Annotated in this window: 17 protein-coding genes and 1 tRNA gene; 6 read left to right on the plus strand and 12 right to left on the minus strand. The window is 60.9% G+C overall.

What is annotated here, in order from left to right:
• Positions 1-277: 277 nt before the first annotated feature.
• The 5 genes from AC1RT2_RS20890 (at position 278) to AC1RT2_RS20910 (ending at position 3975) form a co-directional block, all read left to right on the plus strand.
• Positions 278-682, plus strand: coding sequence for a hypothetical protein (locus AC1RT2_RS20890; protein WP_493104982.1), 405 nt, complete (start codon positions 278-280; stop codon positions 680-682).
• Between the two features lie 151 nt (positions 683-833).
• Positions 834-1055, plus strand: a complete 222-nt coding sequence (locus tag AC1RT2_RS20895) for a hypothetical protein (protein ID WP_493104984.1) — start codon at positions 834-836, stop codon at positions 1053-1055.
• Positions 1056-1600: 545 nt separating this feature from the next.
• The gene (locus tag AC1RT2_RS20900; protein WP_493104986.1) at positions 1601-2185 is read left to right on the plus strand and encodes a hypothetical protein; all 585 of its coding nucleotides are present in this window, start codon (positions 1601-1603) and stop codon (positions 2183-2185) included.
• A 39-nt stretch (positions 2186-2224) separates the two neighbouring features.
• Positions 2225-3031, plus strand: coding sequence for a hypothetical protein (locus AC1RT2_RS20905; RefSeq protein WP_493104988.1), 807 nt, complete (start codon positions 2225-2227; stop codon positions 3029-3031).
• On the plus strand, positions 2938-3975 hold the full coding sequence (locus tag AC1RT2_RS20910) for an AAA family ATPase (RefSeq protein ID WP_493104990.1): 1038 nt from the start codon (positions 2938-2940) through the stop codon (positions 3973-3975). Before AC1RT2_RS20905 ends, AC1RT2_RS20910 begins: the two co-directional genes overlap by 94 nt.
• Before the next feature lie 543 nt (positions 3976-4518).
• On the opposite strand, the gene AC1RT2_RS20915 is transcribed toward AC1RT2_RS20910, so the two are convergent.
• Positions 4519-4594 (minus strand) — tRNA-Ile (locus AC1RT2_RS20915).
• Between the two features lie 154 nt (positions 4595-4748).
• Between AC1RT2_RS20915 and AC1RT2_RS20920 the strand changes: the two genes are divergently transcribed.
• On the plus strand, positions 4749-5504 hold the full coding sequence (locus AC1RT2_RS20920) for an SIMPL domain-containing protein (protein WP_493104992.1): 756 nt from the start codon (positions 4749-4751) through the stop codon (positions 5502-5504).
• Positions 5505-5732: 228 nt separating this feature from the next.
• Here the strand turns inward: AC1RT2_RS20920 and AC1RT2_RS20925 are convergent, their stop codons facing one another.
• The 11 genes from AC1RT2_RS20925 to tdh all read right to left on the minus strand — a co-directional run bounded on the left by AC1RT2_RS20925 (position 5733) and on the right by tdh (position 15623).
• On the minus strand, positions 5733-5861 hold the full coding sequence (locus tag AC1RT2_RS20925) for a hypothetical protein (RefSeq protein ID WP_493104994.1): 129 nt from the start codon (positions 5859-5861) through the stop codon (positions 5733-5735).
• Positions 5862-6108: 247 nt separating this feature from the next.
• Complete coding sequence (locus AC1RT2_RS20930; protein WP_493104996.1) at positions 6109-6510, minus strand: hypothetical protein; 402 nt, start codon at positions 6508-6510, stop codon at positions 6109-6111.
• 111 nt (positions 6511-6621) lie between these two features.
• Positions 6622-6972: a nuclear transport factor 2 family protein gene (locus AC1RT2_RS20935; protein ID WP_069058156.1), complete on the minus strand. Its 351-nt coding sequence runs from the start codon at positions 6970-6972 to the stop codon at positions 6622-6624.
• Between the two features lie 57 nt (positions 6973-7029).
• Positions 7030-7452, minus strand: coding sequence for a secondary thiamine-phosphate synthase enzyme YjbQ (locus AC1RT2_RS20940; RefSeq protein WP_493104999.1), 423 nt, complete (start codon positions 7450-7452; stop codon positions 7030-7032).
• A 13-nt stretch (positions 7453-7465) separates the two neighbouring features.
• Positions 7466-7591, minus strand: a complete 126-nt coding sequence (locus AC1RT2_RS20945) for a hypothetical protein (protein WP_286157171.1) — start codon at positions 7589-7591, stop codon at positions 7466-7468.
• A gap of 54 nt (positions 7592-7645) precedes the next feature.
• Positions 7646-7999 (minus strand): DUF1428 domain-containing protein, encoded by a 354-nt coding sequence (locus AC1RT2_RS20950; RefSeq protein WP_160857128.1) that lies wholly within the window; start codon positions 7997-7999, stop codon positions 7646-7648.
• A 106-nt stretch (positions 8000-8105) separates the two neighbouring features.
• Positions 8106-9776 carry an alpha/beta hydrolase gene (locus AC1RT2_RS20955; RefSeq protein WP_493105002.1) on the minus strand — a complete coding sequence of 557 codons (1671 nt, stop codon included), beginning with the start codon at positions 9774-9776 and terminating at the stop codon, positions 8106-8108.
• Between the two features lie 57 nt (positions 9777-9833).
• Complete coding sequence (gene eglC, locus AC1RT2_RS20960) at positions 9834-11225, minus strand: endo-1,3-1,4-beta-glycanase EglC (RefSeq protein WP_493105004.1); 1392 nt, start codon at positions 11223-11225, stop codon at positions 9834-9836.
• A 459-nt stretch (positions 11226-11684) separates the two neighbouring features.
• A complete protein-coding gene (gene rpoD / locus AC1RT2_RS20965) occupies positions 11685-13739 on the minus strand; it encodes an RNA polymerase sigma factor RpoD (RefSeq protein ID WP_069058151.1) in 2055 nt (684 codons plus the stop codon).
• A 424-nt stretch (positions 13740-14163) separates the two neighbouring features.
• Positions 14164-14511 (minus strand): GFA family protein, encoded by a 348-nt coding sequence (locus AC1RT2_RS20970; RefSeq protein ID WP_069058150.1) that lies wholly within the window; start codon positions 14509-14511, stop codon positions 14164-14166.
• A gap of 74 nt (positions 14512-14585) precedes the next feature.
• Positions 14586-15623 carry an L-threonine 3-dehydrogenase gene (tdh, locus tag AC1RT2_RS20975; protein ID WP_069058149.1) on the minus strand — a complete coding sequence of 346 codons (1038 nt, stop codon included), beginning with the start codon at positions 15621-15623 and terminating at the stop codon, positions 14586-14588.
• Positions 15624-15648: the final 25 nt, after the last annotated feature.

The raw sequence follows: 15648 nt of genomic DNA on the forward strand, positions 1-15648 counted from the left end.
CCGCTACCGCCGCAAACACCGAAACCAAAAACCGCTGGAGCGAACTCAAAACTGGATAAAACTTGGGGGCAAGGTCAACGGGTTTCCTACGGTTCCCATCTCGAAGGACGATTAGCGTTTCCTCGAGTGACCCCACACCCCTCCGATCGGAAGCCCGATTACGATTGAGAACCTAGATCATGCCTGGTTGTGCAACCTTTCTCGTATCTTTGCCAGGTCTTCGACACCCTTGAAGCGCCATGGGAAAGCGCTCGAATACTACTACCGTGCTTGGTTCATGGACGAGTCCGACCGTTGTTTCCTCCTATTCATGGCCCTTGACGCGATCTTTGGGCAAGACGGCTTGGGCTTTGCAGCCGGTATGAAGAAGGGAATTGCCGATACGCTCCACGAACCGATCGAGGAGAAGCGACTTGATGGCCTGCTTCGCATCCGGAATACGATGTTGCATGGTGGCGCACCGGATTTGTTCGCGTCGTCCAACTATCTGGAATACGCTCAGAAGTATTCCAGTGATCCATCTACGGACATCCAGCTTCTAGCGGCGAAGTGCCTTCGGACGCAAATCTTCGGCGCAGTGTTTCGTCCGCAGGACAATCCAGATTTCGAAGCCCTCGAGTTCGCGCGACGTCAAGGCCTCATACCCTCAGCACCTCGTACGAACCAAATCATTTCAGAATAGTCACGAAGTTGATGCCCAAGAAAAGAAGGACGCCCGATTCTCCCAGAGAGCGCCCTTCGCAGACCTGGACAGCGCGATGAAGCCACCGCCTCCCCTTGCCATTGCGTTCCAACGGGCTCATCTAGGGCATTGGCTGATTGCGAGGCTCATCATGGATGATCACAAAGTTTCTACCGAGAACGAGCTAGATGCTTCGGCGAAATCCCTCGGCTCCGGCCTAGATGAGGTCGCATTCAAGCCCCTGGGGCATCGTATCAAAATCAGGGTGGGCCACCGCCTCAAGCACGTTCGCCGCTTCGAATACGGCATAGCCCTCGTCCACGAGCGCATCGGTCAGCGCCATGCGGATCAGGGTTTCGTCATCGACGACTAGAACGGATTACAGCCTCGCACAAATAAGTCGTGGAACATGACCTACGACTACCTCCCTTTGATGGCTCCTTTCTCGTTCAACCTGGCCTGATTAAATGCGCGGGAAGGCGATTTGTACAGCTTTCCGGAGGCAGATTCCTTGCCTGCCGCGACCGCCCGAGAGCCGCTCGATGCTCGCCTCCGAAAAAAAGATTGCTGGCCATGCGACGGACAGTCACCTGTGGAGTCTTCCCGCGGAAGTCTTGGTTTAAAACCACTTTTTCTATGCTGGCCTACTTGGCCGCAGTGATGGAGGCGTCATCACTACGAGGTCGACCTCGGACAATCCGGTCGGCCACCCATCACGGCCAGCTACAATTTAAACGAGCACGCTTTGCATTTTAGGGCTAGACGTCCAAATTTTGTTCAATTTATGTTCTCCATGTTCACCGAGCCCCACAAAACGACTTTCCGAATACGCTGATCGTCAGCCGGCCATGACGGCCGTGCGTGTATTCAGTTGTGAGGTTAGTTATGCGTAGCTTGCATAGTTCTGCCGCCAGAGAGATGGCAAAGGTTGTCGGGGTCCGGAAATCTTTCTTTCCCAGAGGCACGGTGAAGAGCGAGGGCGCCGTGTCCTTCCGGTCCCAGACAGCAAGGGATGTCGCATGTCTCCTGGACGTCGACGGATCGGTTCATTCGTGGACCTGCAATCCCCCTGCCCTTCTGGTTTCCGATAAGTCATTCGTCTGTGATTTTTCGGTCGTGGACATCTGGGGTGTTGAAAGCCTCGTCGATGCGCCGGACCACGAGGCAGACATCGCCGACGGGGACTTGAGAGCCGCCGCTAAGAAGACAGGGTTTGAATACGCTCGCCGGACGCGAGGCGAGGTCTACTCTGGGTGCCGTCTCAGGAACGCCAAGGACCTGCTGAGGTATTCCAACTACCAGGTCACCCTTGGCGACAGAGTAAGGCTTCTTGCCGCCCTCGAGGAACACGGCACGCTGACGGTCGTAGAATGCCTGACCGCCTTCTCGGAAACCAAGCCCATCGGAGGCCTGGCCTCCATGATCCTCGCTGGCTTTGTCGAGGTAGACCTCGACGACGCGCTTATCGGTCCAGGAACGCAGGTGAAACGGATAACGGCTTGATGCCGCTGTTCGCCACACCGTGTCACCGAGGACTTCGAAATGAGCAATAAAGCCGCCAGCCACTTTTTCAATGAAATCACGTCCCCTGAGCGGGCGGCCAGAGAGCTTCCGCTTGGAACCCAGTTGGCCGTCGTGGCGCTCGCTCGCGTACTGCGAACCTACCTCCACCGGGCAACGAGGTTCGTCGTCACGGTCGTCATCCCTGAAGGCACGAATGTCCATACCTACGCGGCCGCTGCGCATTGGTTGCTGGACCATCCCCGCGAAGGCGGCATCAGGGGTTCCTCGAACGCCGACGTCATCGTCGTGAAGGAAAAAGACGACATCGGCGATGTCACCAGGCTGGCGAAGCTCAACGAAATCCGACGGGCGATCGTGATGGTCGAGCGGGCGGAATGGGTGACGGACGACGTGCGACTAGCCTCCGATTTCACCGCACAGCTGCCCAGACCGACGGCGCGTGACATCAAGGTCGCCGCAAGGAGAATGGGTTTCGGCAATATCAGAAGCCAGGACGCCGAGTTCCTCGAGACGCAGGACCTCACGCGCCTTTCCCTTGTCATGAGGCACGGCCGCTCGGTAGACGCCATGCTCTCACGCCTGCGCAGGCTGCCGGCCAAGCCGGAGGTCGTCAAAGCAGATGATAAGGCGACGGGGCCGACGTTGCGCGACCTTCATGGTTTCGGGGAAGCAAAGACCTGGGGTATGGAATTGGCGACCGACCTCGCCGACTGGAAGCGTGGCAGGCTTGCTTGGAGCGAAGTGGATCGGGCCTGCTTCTCTCGGGTCCTCCGGGATGCGGCAAGACTTCGTACGCCTCTGCGCTCGCACGTACTTGCAGCGTGAAGCTGGTCCACGCTTCCGCTGCGCGCTGGCAGGCGAAGGGACATCTCGGCGATCTCCTCAAGGCGATGAGGTCTGCATTCGAAGAAGCCATGAACAGCGCGCCCGCGATCATGTTCATCGACGAGTTCGACAGCTTTTCGAACAGGGAAGACATGAGCGGCGAAAATGCCAGCTATTCCCGCCAGGTCGTTAACGGGTTGCTTGAACGCCTGGACGGCGCCCAGGGCCGTGAAGGCGTCGTTGTCATCGGGGCGACGAACTACCCCAACCTCATCGACGACGCCCTGCTCCGTCCGGGCCGTCTTGAACGCCATTGTGCGATCCCGCTTCCGGACAGGAAAGCAAGAGCCGGTATCTTCAGACATTACCTCGGCAAAGACCTGAGATCGCGCTCGCTGTTTCCGGTGGTGCGCCACACCGAAAATTGGTCGGGCGCGGATATCGAGCGCTGCGTGCGCGATGCCAGACGGATCGCTCGTCGCTCAGGCCGCCCGGTGACAGTCGATGACCTTTTCTCGGCGATGCCGCCAAGGACGACGTTGCCAGACGACATCCTCAGATCGGTGGCGATCCACGAGGTCGGCCATGGTATCGTCGGTGTCTTGGTCGAAGCGGACGAACTGGTCCACCTGTCGATCGAGGACACCGTCGATCTGAACGCTTCGACGTCTTCGCTCGGCGGAGCCGCCTTCCGTGAACCTGCGATCTGCCGCAAGACCTCGACTTACTTCCAGAATAAGATCGCGGTGCTTCTCGCGGGCATGGCGGCGGAGCGCGTCGTGCTCGGCGATCACTCGACGGGGGCGGCCGGCCATCGGGAAGCCGACCTCAACATCGCGACCGACCTTGCCACCATGATGGAGATCACGTGGGGCTTCGGAAGCAGGATGTCGTCCGAAGTCTGTAATTCGGCCGACAGGCTGGCGGAAATGAGGACTTCGTAAGCCGGGGTTGTCCGAAGCGGTTGAAGCGACTCTGCGCAAGGAGATGGCCCGCGCGGAAGCGATGCTGGAGAGTCGCAAGGTTGTTCTGCTCTCGCTGGCTGACGCACTCATTACGCGAAAGCGACTGAAGGCCGAGGAAATTGTCGAGGCCGTGAGAGACGCAGATCAACTCACTTTGTCGTCGTTGTCGAGGGTGGGATAGCGAAGGAAATTCGCTTCGAGGTCTACAAGTATCGTCGGAGAATGATGTCTCGATATATTTTTTAAATGCAGACCCGAGATGGCCTAAAAAATTGGAACGCTCCGAAACAGTCGGAGTCTATTTCACCGAGCTGTCAAGTTTTGCGGCCAATTCTGCCCCCCGCTCGCGATAAATTTGCATTTTGGGGATGTAACGCAATGTGAAGGGTCCGAACTCGACGTTCGGACCCTTTTGTCTGTCTCAAGAGCCGAATCGAGAGCGCGCAATTGCAGTTCTTGGGGTCTTCGGATCAGAGGTTGATGGCGGCCGGTTCAGACGTTTGTGGCGGCCGACATGGGGAATGGTGGGCCCGGAGGGACTCGAACCCCCAACCAAGCGGTTATGAGCCGCCGGCTCTAACCATTGAGCTACAGGCCCGGCCCGGCGGGTCTGCCGGGGTCGTCGGTCAATGGCAACCGACGATGTGGATCGTCTAGACGAATTCGTTGCCGCTCACAAGCGCCGCCGTATTCTCTACACAATCCCGGGCGAAGAACGGGGCAAGGGACACAACCATCAGGAGACATTCTTTATGATCCACGGGACCTTGGGCCGCCGGACCGGCGCCAGCCTTTTTGCACTTTCGCTGGCCCTCGCCGCCGCCGTTCCGCTCGCCGCCAAGGCTGAGGAGGCTGCCAAGCCGCGCGAGGCGACCATCATCGTCACCGGTGAAGGCACCGCTGAAGTCGCGCCTGACATGGCGCTGATCGATCTCGGCGTCGTCAAGGATGCTAAGACCGCCCGCGAGGCGCTCGATGCCAACAACAAGGCCATGGCCGAAGTCCTCGCCGCGCTGAAGGAAGCCGGCATCGCGGAGCGCGACCTGCAGACCTCCGGGTTCATGATCAACCCGCAGTACCAGTATCCGCAGAGCTCGACGGGCGAAAACCCGCCGCCGATCTTGACCGGCTTCCAGGTCACCAACACCGTCACGTTGCGCGTGCGCGATCTCGCAAAGCTCGGCGAGATCATGGACAAGGCCGTGACGCTCGGCGCCAACCAGGGCGGCGGCATCCGCTTCACCAATGACAAGCCGGAAACGGCCGTCAGCGCCGCCCGCAAGAAGGCCGTGGAAAACGCCGTCGCCAAGGCGAAGGAACTGACCGAAGCCGCCGGCGTCGATCTCGGCCGCGTGCTGGAAATTTCCGAAACCAGCTATCGCGCCGAACCGATGCCGATGATGCGCGCCATGGCGAAGGACTATGCCGAAGGCGGCGCCGTACCACTCGCCACCGGCGAGAACAGCTATGCGGTCACCGTCAACGTGACGTTCGCGCTTGGCAAGTGAAACCGATTGATCGCTTTCAAACGAGGGGCCGGGAAACCGGCCCCTTTTTTGTTTCTACGGCTATCGTGTCAGCCGGCCGCCGCCGCGGGCACGCAAACGGGATCGACCGCGAAATGACGCAACTACACCAATCCGTCAGCGTGCTGGCGGGACCTCGGCTGCACGAATGTCAGCCGCCACAACCGATACCGTCGCCGGCCGCTTCCGCCGCATAAAATCTACCGGATGTCAAAGCACCGGCTTTGCCCGCGCCATGAGCGGCAACGCGCGTGAATGGCCGATCTTTTCACAGAATTCGGCCATCGACGCGGGGGAAGAGCGGCCCAGCAGTGCCCCATCCGCGGCGTCATCTTCCACGGATGATGTCCTGATGCCTATGCGGCATCATCCCACCAGCCTGGTCAACCAAGCCGCCCGCATAGATACCTACGGAACAACTGCCTACGCGGTGCCGGCAATGGCGCTCTTCAAGACGAGAGCTGCTACCTGCCAAAATGCAAAAACCCTCCCGGTCGAAACCGGGAGGGCGGCCGCTCGCCGGCCGGGGGTGACTTGACGAGCGGTATCCGTCAGGGAGCAGCCAGCGAGAGCCAGCGCCCTCCTCTTAACGCCACATGGTCGGGCAGCCACGGTCGTTGACAAAAACGATACGGCTGAAGCCGCCATGACGGTAGCCTTCGACGACGACCCGGCGCGGCGACATGTCGACAACGCGGGCGCGGCGCACGCCGAAATCGCGTGCCTTGGCCACAGCAAGATCCGGCGAGCAGCGGCCACGACGGCCTGTTTCATGACGGCGCTCGTGACGGCGATCCCAGCGGTCATGGCGGCGATCCCAGCGGTCACGGCGCCAGCCATTGTCGTGCACTTCGAGGAAACCGTTGCGATAGCCGACCGTTTCGATCGTCACGTCGAGGCCTGCAGCAGAGGCGGCCGGCACCGAAGCGGTCAGCGCGCCAAGACCGAGAACCGCGGCAAGAATGGATTTTTTGAGAAAGCTGGCCATCGAAGGATCTCCTGTTTCGGTCCGCCGAACCGTCGTGTTCGGCGATTGAGGAAACCTTAGAAGGGTCAGGCTGAACGCAGGCCGAAGCCGCCGTTCAGCCTGCATTCAACTTCATGAAACGGCGAAGAAGGCAATGCGGGTGATCGATCCTTCGTCGAGCTCGAGCAGCAGGATCTTTTCCGCCGAGTAGCTATCGCCGCCGGCTCTCTTGCCGTGCGCCGTCAGCTTGATCGCGACGTTACTACCGAGGGCATCGCTCATCACAAGGGCGTCGTCGTAGCTTTCGTCAAAGGCCTCGAAATGCCGGGCAAGGCGCGCGCGCAACGCTTCACGGCCATTGTCCATGCCCTCGCCGATGCCGGAAATCGAGACGTCCTCGTGAACCTTGGCCGCAAGGGCGGCAAAGTCGCGGCTGTTCAGCGCCTCGATCACGGCATGATTGATGCTTTCGGTGTTCGCCATGGATCTCTCCTCTCGATGGATCACCGCAGGAACGTTCCACTGTGTGAACGTGTTCCGTCAAGAGCCGAGATGCAGCACGATTTCCCGGCGGTGCGGCCGGTCCCGATGCTCGAAGAGATAGAGGCCCTGCCAGGTGCCGAGCGCGAGGCGACCGTTCATGACGGGTATGCCGATCGAGATCTGCGTCAGGGCCGCCTTGATATGGGCCGGCATGTCGTCCGGCCCTTCCATGGTGTGCACGATCCAGCGCATGGACGGGTCGTCGGAGGGCGGCACGAGGCGGCGGAAGAACTGGTCGAGATCGCGCCGCACATCCGGATCGGCATTTTCCTGGATGAGCAGCGAGCAGGATGTGTGGCGGACGAAGACCGTCAGAAGACCCTCTTCCACCGCCGCACCGCGCACGAAGGCCGCGGCATCGCCGGTGAACTCATAGAGCCCCTGCCCGCGCGTTTGGGCTGTCAGGATTTTCTGCGCCATGGCGCCCGGCGCCTCAGCCGATCGCCCAGAACAGGGTGCCGACCACGAGGATGAAAGCGATGATCACGCCCATGAAGCGTGCGAGGCCGGCATTGGTATCCGTGGTGGTGCCGACGATCGCGTAGTAGAGATCCATCATGGGCGCATCCTTTGCAAAACTGTCCAGCGCAGTGATAGCGCAGCCAGCCCCTACTCACAACTCGAGGAAGGCCTGGAAGCCGCCGAAGATCATGCGCTTGCCGTCGAAGACATCCTTCCAGTCGTCGCCCTTGAGGCGTTCGTCCTCCATGACCTTGGCGACGATTTCATCACGCCGCGCGCGCGATTCATAGGTGATCCAGGCGAAGATCACGATCTCGTCCTCCTTTGCCTGCACGGCGCGCGGAAACGAGGTGAGTTCGCCATAGGGCACGTCGTCGCCGATGCACTCGACATAGTCGATCGCGCCATGCTTCTTCCAGACGGCACCCGCCGTGCGCGCCATCTCCTTGTAGGCTTCGACATTGGCCTTCGGCACGGCGAGCAAAAATCCATCGACATAGGTCATGATCGTCTCCTCCTTGGTTTGGACATGACAAGGACCTGGATCACACCGCCGATCCGACAAGGGGCAGATTTTTTTATCAGCACGGTCCGGCGCTCTGAAGCCGGACTTACCGCCCCGCGCGGAACTTCTCCTTCAGCCGCGCAATGTCCGCGGCACTCCAGTCCATGACCTCGGTCACCGCGATCCACGGGTCGATATAGTGCTCGCCGGCATAGACATGCCCCAATCCCATGGGCGTCGTCGTCGCCATCGCCATATCCAGCGTCAATTGCAGGAAGGTGACCACCGGGTACCATTGGAAGTCGGGCGAGACATCCGGCCCGCGCGGCACGTCCATCCAGGATGGCTGACGGTAGAAGGAATAGGGATCGTAGAAGACGATCGGATCGCTGGCATATTGCAGGTAGACGATGCGCATCGGCCCCCAGTGATCGCCCGCCTCCGGCAGCACATTGCGCTGGCTGGTGAAGCGCACATAGGAGCCGTCGCGGAAGCGCGGCAACCAGGCTGGCGTGCCGGGATTGCGATCCGCCGTCATCTTGCGCCAGATCCGGCTCGGGAATGGCGGACCGGCCCACAGCGCGCCCTGATAGGGGTCGCCGATCACCTCGAAGAGTTCCGCCGATTGCTCCGATGACAGCGCCCCGAGGCTGAGGCCGTAGAGATAGAGCTTAGGACGGCTCTCCTTCGGCAGCGTCGTCCAGTGGCCGTAGATGGCGTGAAAGAGCGCGCGGGCCGCTTCCGCGCCGTAGTCCGGCTCGGCGAGCAGCGAGAGCCAGCTTGCGAGATAGGAGTACTGGATGGCGACGCTGGCGATGTCGCCATGATGCAGGTACTCGACCGTATCGATCCCCTCGGGATCGACCCAGCCGGTGCCGGTCGGCATGACGATCAGCAGCGTCGAGCGCTCGAAGCCGCCGACGCGGATCAGCTCGTCGAGCGCGATCCTGGCGCGAGCCTCAGGCGTATCGGCGGCATTGAGGCCGGCATAGACCCGCAACGGCTCAACGGCCGGCTTGCCGGTGAAGGCGGAAATCTCCGCCGCTGTCGGGCCGCTCGCCACGAAGGAACGGCCCATGCGGCCAAGTTCGTCCCAGCGCACCAGCGAGGCAGCACTTCCAGATTTCAGCGGCTCGGAGGGTTCCGCCGTATCCGGCTCGATCACCTGGTCGAGCCGGCGGAAGGACGAATCGGCCGTGTGCAGCACGAAGCGTACGAGCAGGCCATCGGCCAACGTCCAGAACAACGTGGCGGCCAGTGCGGTGCCGATGACATAGGAGAGCCGACGCGGAGCGGCACGGCGCGACGTGCTGGCAAACAGCCGCACGAACAGCGCAAAAAGACGCCCCAGGGCAAGGAAGACGAGGAAGACCGCAAGCGCGATGAGGCCGACATAGAACGGATGCGCCGTCTCGATCGGCGGCAGGTGCATCAGCGTGCGGATGGAATTCTGCCATTCGGCCGTGCGCCACAGAAAGACCAGCGCGACAAGGCCGCAGGCGCCGCCGACTATCGCCTTCAATCCCAGTCGCACACGATCCTTCGGCTCCGGCAGCTCAAGCCAGAACCACAGCGCGGCAAGCAGCACGCCAAGACCGTAGCCACAGGCCATGGCGACGCCGGAGAGCAGGCCCTGCGTCACATAGGTGCGCGGCAACAGGCTCGGCGTCAGCGAGGCGGCGAAAAGCAATGTACCGACGATCAAGCCCGCAGCGGAAAAACCCGCGAAACCCGCAATCCGCTTCAGCATTCCCTTGAGCGCTCCCGCATTCGACATGTCGCCGTCAGACTTGCATGGGGACGATGCGGGTGCAAGGAAACCACGGCGGAAAGGCTACACCAACCAGTCGTCGAGCGCATAGGCGCGAATGTAGTCGACCTTCAACTCGGCGCCGTCATCCAGCCCGGCATCGGGCGTACCCGCCACTCCGCCGACCGCCAGATTGACGACCATATACATCGGGTCGTGCATATCGTCTGGGGTTTCGGCGCTGGCGACCGCGACGTCATCGAAATACCAGACGATCTTCTCAGGCGTCCAGAGCACACCGTAGTTGTGGAACCCGCCGGTGTCGTCGACCGTGACGGCGCTGGAGATCGAGCTGCGCTTGCCGGTCTCGTTCGAATGAACCGTGACATGCACCGTGTTGGGGTCCTGGCCGCGCATTTCCACCACGTCGAGTTCGGGCGGCCAGGAGCCGTCTGCAGGCAGCAGCCAGAAAGCCGGCCAGGTTCCGCGCTCGTCGGGCATGTCGGCGCGGATCTCGAAGTAGCCATAGGTTTGGGAAAAGGAGGAATGCGTCGTCAGCATGCCGGACGTGTATTCGTAACCGTCGATGATCGGGCGGATATCGTCGGGCGTCTTCTCCGCCGTAATCGTCAGAACGCCGTCATCGACCGAAAACGGATTGACCGTCGAGGTCGGGCCGTAGGACGGGTTCACATACCACTGCTTTTCACCGTTTTCGGTCAGCGTCGCGCCCTTTTCCGGCGCCCACCAGTGCCGGGTGTCCCATGTGCCGCCGTTATCCGAAAGGCTCAGCCCGTTGAAATGATCGACGAAGGTCAGCGCCAGTGCCGACCTGTCGAGCGCGAGGCGGAACTGGTCGGGCCGGAAATCGGCGATCGTCGTACCGGCGAAGACAAAACTCTCCCCGCCACCGAGCGCAAGGCGCACGTCGTCCCCCTCCTGGTCCATGGCGGCAAGCACGCCCGCGAAGGAGGTAAGGCCGTAGCCATCAAGGCGCAGCGTGTCGTCCGCGCCGAAATCCGTGACAAGATCGCTGCCATTGCCCTTTCGGATGACGAAGATGTCGGCGCCTCCGCCCCCGATCAGCACATCGTTGCCCGCGCCGCCGTCTATCGTCTGGCTGCCGGAACCGCCGGTCAGGATGTTGTCGAGACCGTTGCCGAATGCGTAGCGGCCGTGGCCCGTGACGGTGAGGTTCTCGATATGCGCCGGCAGCGTATAGCTCATCCAGGTGGAGATCGTATCGATGCCCTCCCCGCCCGCCTCGAACGCCCGATTGCGGGTCGAATAGAGGTAGTAGATGTCATCACCGGCACCGCCGGCCATCGTGACATCGACCGCGCCGTCACCCCACATCGAATCGTTCCTGGCCGTGCCGTTCAGCCGGGGGCCTGATCCCGTGGCAGAAAACCATGCAGAAGAGCCACCGCTGTAGTGAAGAGAAACGCCAAGAGCGTTCAGAATGCTGCCGGCCATATATCCAATCCTCGTTGCGCGCACGCTCCTCCCAGCGATACGCTCTTCAATCCAATGACGTGCGACAAGGCTAGCAGCGGGGGGCGAACGCGTCGAATCGACCCGCGCCTCGGGCAGGTCTGCGGCGAGAGCGGATGTCCACCGGGCAAGCTCCTAATATGGCCAGTAAAACAGGATGTTGCGGGAAATTACCTTTGGTCGGCAGGTTGGCGCGGATGTCCCAAGGCATGACACAATCCATCCCAGCCTTAACCCTCCGTCACCCGTTCCGGCACATTGCCGGTGGGGAAAAAATCGGCAGGTTTTCCAAGAGAGTTCTTGAGTTTCAGAGGATTAAACCAGGACCTCAATTAGAGGGTCGTGGCAGAGGCTGATTTATCCGGCACCCTGTGCACAAATGCAAAAAGCCGGGCGCAAGGCCCGGCTTTCGTCTTGTTGTGGATCCACAGTCCGGCGGACTTAGCTGTCCAGGAAGCTTCTCAGCTTGCGGGAGCGGCTCGGGTGCTTGAGCTTGCGCAGCGCCTTCGCTTCGATCTGGCGGATACGTTCGCGGGTAACCGAGAACTGCTGGCCGACTTCTTCGAGCGTGTGGTCGGTGTTCATGCCGATGCCGAAGCGCATGCGCAGGACACGCTCTTCGCGCGGCGTGAGCGATGCCAGCACGCGGGTCGTCGTCTCGCGCAGGTTCGCCTGGATGGCGGCGTCGATCGGCAGAAGCGCGTTCTTATCCTCGATGAAATCGCCGAGATGCGAATCCTCTTCGTCACCCACGGGGGTTTCGAGCGAAATCGGCTCCTTGGCGATCTTCAGGACCTTGCGGACCTTTTCGAGCGGCATGGCGAGCTTTTCGGCCAGTTCTTCCGGGGTCGGCTCGCGGCCGATCTCGTGCAGCATCTGGCGCGACGTCCGGACGATCTTGTTGATCGTCTCGATCATGTGCACCGGGATACGGATCGTGCGCGCCTGGTCGGCGATCGAACGGGTGATCGCCTGACGAATCCACCACGTCGCGTAGGTGGAGAACTTGTAGCCGCGGCGGTACTCGAACTTATCGACCGCCTTCATGAGGCCGATATTGCCTTCCTGGATGAGATCCAGGAACTGAAGGCCACGGTTCGTGTACTTCTTGGCAATCGAGATCACGAGACGGAGGTTGGCTTCGACCATCTCCTTCTTGGCGATGCGGGCTTCGCGCTCACCCTTCTGCACCATAGAAACGATGCGGCGGAATTCGGCGATCGAGATGCCGGTTTCCGTAGCGAGATTCTGGATCTCCTGGCGGATATCGCGGATCGTCGTGTTTTCCGAACGCGCGAATTCCTTCCAGCCGCGGGCGGCCAGATTGGCAATCGACTTCATCCAGTTCGGATCGAGTTCCGCGCCGGAATACTGTTCCAGGAACGAATCGCGCTTGACGCCATAGCTTTCGGCAAGGCGCAGCAGGCGGCCTTCGTTCTGCATCAGGCGCTTGGAGATGTCGTAGAGCTGCTCGACGAGGCTGTCGACACGGTTCTGGTTGAGCGACAGCGACTTGACGGCGGTGATCAGCTCGTCCTTGAGCTCCTTGTAGCGGCGCTCCTGGGCGGGAGACAGCGTACCGGTCGCCTGCAGGCGGGCTTCCACCTGCTGGTCCTGCAGCTTGCGCAGCTTCTTGTAGGTCTCGGCGATGGTGTCGAGCGTTTCCATGACCTGCGGACGCAGTTCCGCTTCCATGGCGGCAAGCGAAAGGTTCGACTCGTCGTCGTCCTCTTCCTCTTCCTCTGCCGGCATGCTGTCGCCGCCGACATTGGTGATGTCGTCGTCGTTGGCAGCGCGCGGCTTGCGGGTCCGTTCCTTTTCTTCGGCAGCCTTGCGGTCGGCCTCGATCTTTTCCGGGCTCTGGAACTGCGGGGCAGCCTTCGCCTCGGGACCGGAATAGGTCGTCTCGAGGTCGATGATCTCGCGCAGCAGCGTCTGGCCTTCGTTGAGTTCATCCCGCCAGATGATGATGGCCTGGAACGTCAGCGGGCTCTCACAGAGGCCGGCGATCATCGTCTCGCGGCCGGCTTCGATGCGCTTGGCGATGGCGATTTCGCCCTCGCGCGACAGGAGTTCCACGGAACCCATTTCGCGCAGGTACATGCGAACCGGATCGTCCGTGCGGTCGGTCGGCTCTTTCTTCTTGGCGGTCGCAAGCGCGGTACCGCTGGAAGGCGCGATCTCGCCGCCTTCGCTCTCGTTGTCGTCGTCGCTCGCCTCGTCTTCGCCGCCCGGGGCCGCCTCTTCGGCGTCCTCGTCCTCGATGACGTTGATGCCCATGTCGGAGAGCATGGCCATCGTGTCTTCGATCTGCTCCGAGGTCACTTCCTCGGAAGGCAGGACGGAATTCAGCTCGTCCATCGTGACATAGCCGCGCTTCTTGGCGGCTTTGATCATCTTCTTGACTGCATCATCGGAAAGATCGAGAAGTGGGCCGTCGGATGCGCCTTCGCGTTCGTTTTCGACTTCCTCGTTCTCTTTGACCTTTGTCGCCATTTATTTCGTCGCTTTCCTGAGCATCCAGTTTTCAAGCGGTTAGGGTTTCCGCAGCCGATCGCCCTTCGGCATGCGCAATCGCCTTATCGGCGTCCCTGACCTAACGGATTGACAATTAAATCCTGATTAACCACATCCCGGCCCGCGGGACTATGGATATGTTGCCGAGGCAACACAATTGACATGACTTCCCGATCTGCCGTACCCATTCCTTGCTCGCCAACAATGGTGATTCCCAGAATTTTCGGTTCCGTCAAGCTTTTCCGGCAAAAAAGCCGCAAAAGGTTACGATTCGGGTTCGCAAGCGGACAAGTCGGCGGATCCGGGTGATTGAGCCTTCATGTAGGCGCAAATCCCGGAAAGACAAGAGCCGCCCTCTTTGCCCCACCGATCCTCCATGCACACCGATTCGCACGCCTGAGTTTTAAAACGACCGTCCATCGACCTTGGTGATGGTCAATGTCTCAAGATCGATCGCCGGAATGCAGCGCAGATTGATCGCCGCCATGCTGTTTCCCTTTGGATCCTTGCCCTCGCCATACGGCGCAATGCCGCAATTGGCACAGAAGTGATGCTCGATGACGTGGCGGTTGAACTGGTAGGTGGAAACCTTCTCCGCGGGCGACACCAGCGTGAACTGATCCGCAGGCACGAAGGCAAGGAGCCCGCCGCGCCGGCGGCACAGGGAACAGTTGCAGTCCAGCCCCGTGTCGAACTCCCCTTCCACTTCAAAAGCGATATTGCCGCAGTGGCAGCTTCCTTCGTACTTCATCGCGAAACTCCTCCCGATTCCTTATTTCCGCATGTCGTTGTCGCAAAACCGCTACGCCCTTTTGCGCGACATTCTTAGTGCCAATCCATGACGACCTTGCCGGAATTGCCCGAGCGCATCGCCTCGAAGCCGTCGCGGAACTCGTCGATCTTGATGCGGTGGGTGATGATGGGCGAGAGGTCCAGCCCGCCCTGCACGAAGGCGATCATCTTGTACCAGGTCTCGAACATTTCCCGGCCATAGATGCCCTTCAGCGTCAGCATCTTGAAGATCACCTTGTTCCAGTCGATGCCGAAACCGTCCGGCGCGATGCCGAGAATGGCGATCTTGCCGCCATTGTTCATCGTGTCGATCATCGAGCGGAAGGCCGGTGGGGCGCCGGACATTTCCAGGCCAACGTCGAACCCTTCCGTCATGCCGATCTCCGTCATCACTTCGGCCAGATCCTGCTTCGAGGCATCGACGACATAATCGATGCCGACCTTGCGGGCGAGATCGAGGCGAACGGGATTGATGTCGGTGATGACAACCTTTCGCGCGCCCGAGCGCTTTGCGACCATCGCCCCCATGATGCCGATCGGCCCGGCACCGGTGACGAGCACGTCCTCGCCCACCAGGTCGAAGGAAAGCGCGGTGTGCACGGCATTGCCGAACGGATCGAAGATCGCCGCCACCTCGTCAGGCACCTCGTCGGGGATCGGCACGACATTGTGCTCGGGAATGCAGACGAACTCGCCGAAGGAGCCCGGCCGGTTGACACCGACACCCTTGGTGTAGTGGCACAGATGCCCTCGGCCGGCGCGGCAGTTGCGGCACTTGCCGCAAACGATATGCCCCTCGCCCGAAACGCGCTCGCCGACATGGTACTTGGTGACGGACGAACCGATCTCGGCAATCTCGCCGACGAACTCGTGGCCGACCACCATCGGCACCGGAATGGTCTTCTGGGCCCAATGGTCCCAATTCCAGATATGCACGTCCGTGCCGCAGATCGCCGACTTCTTCACCCGGATGAGCACATCATTCGGCCCGACCTCCGGCACCGGAACGGTCTCCATCCAGAGGCCGACTTCAGGTTTCGCTTTAACCAGCGCACGCATCATGTTCGACATGACGAAATCTCCACAAGGGATTCAG

This window comes from Shinella sp. GW821-FHT11G07, assembly GCF_058808115.1.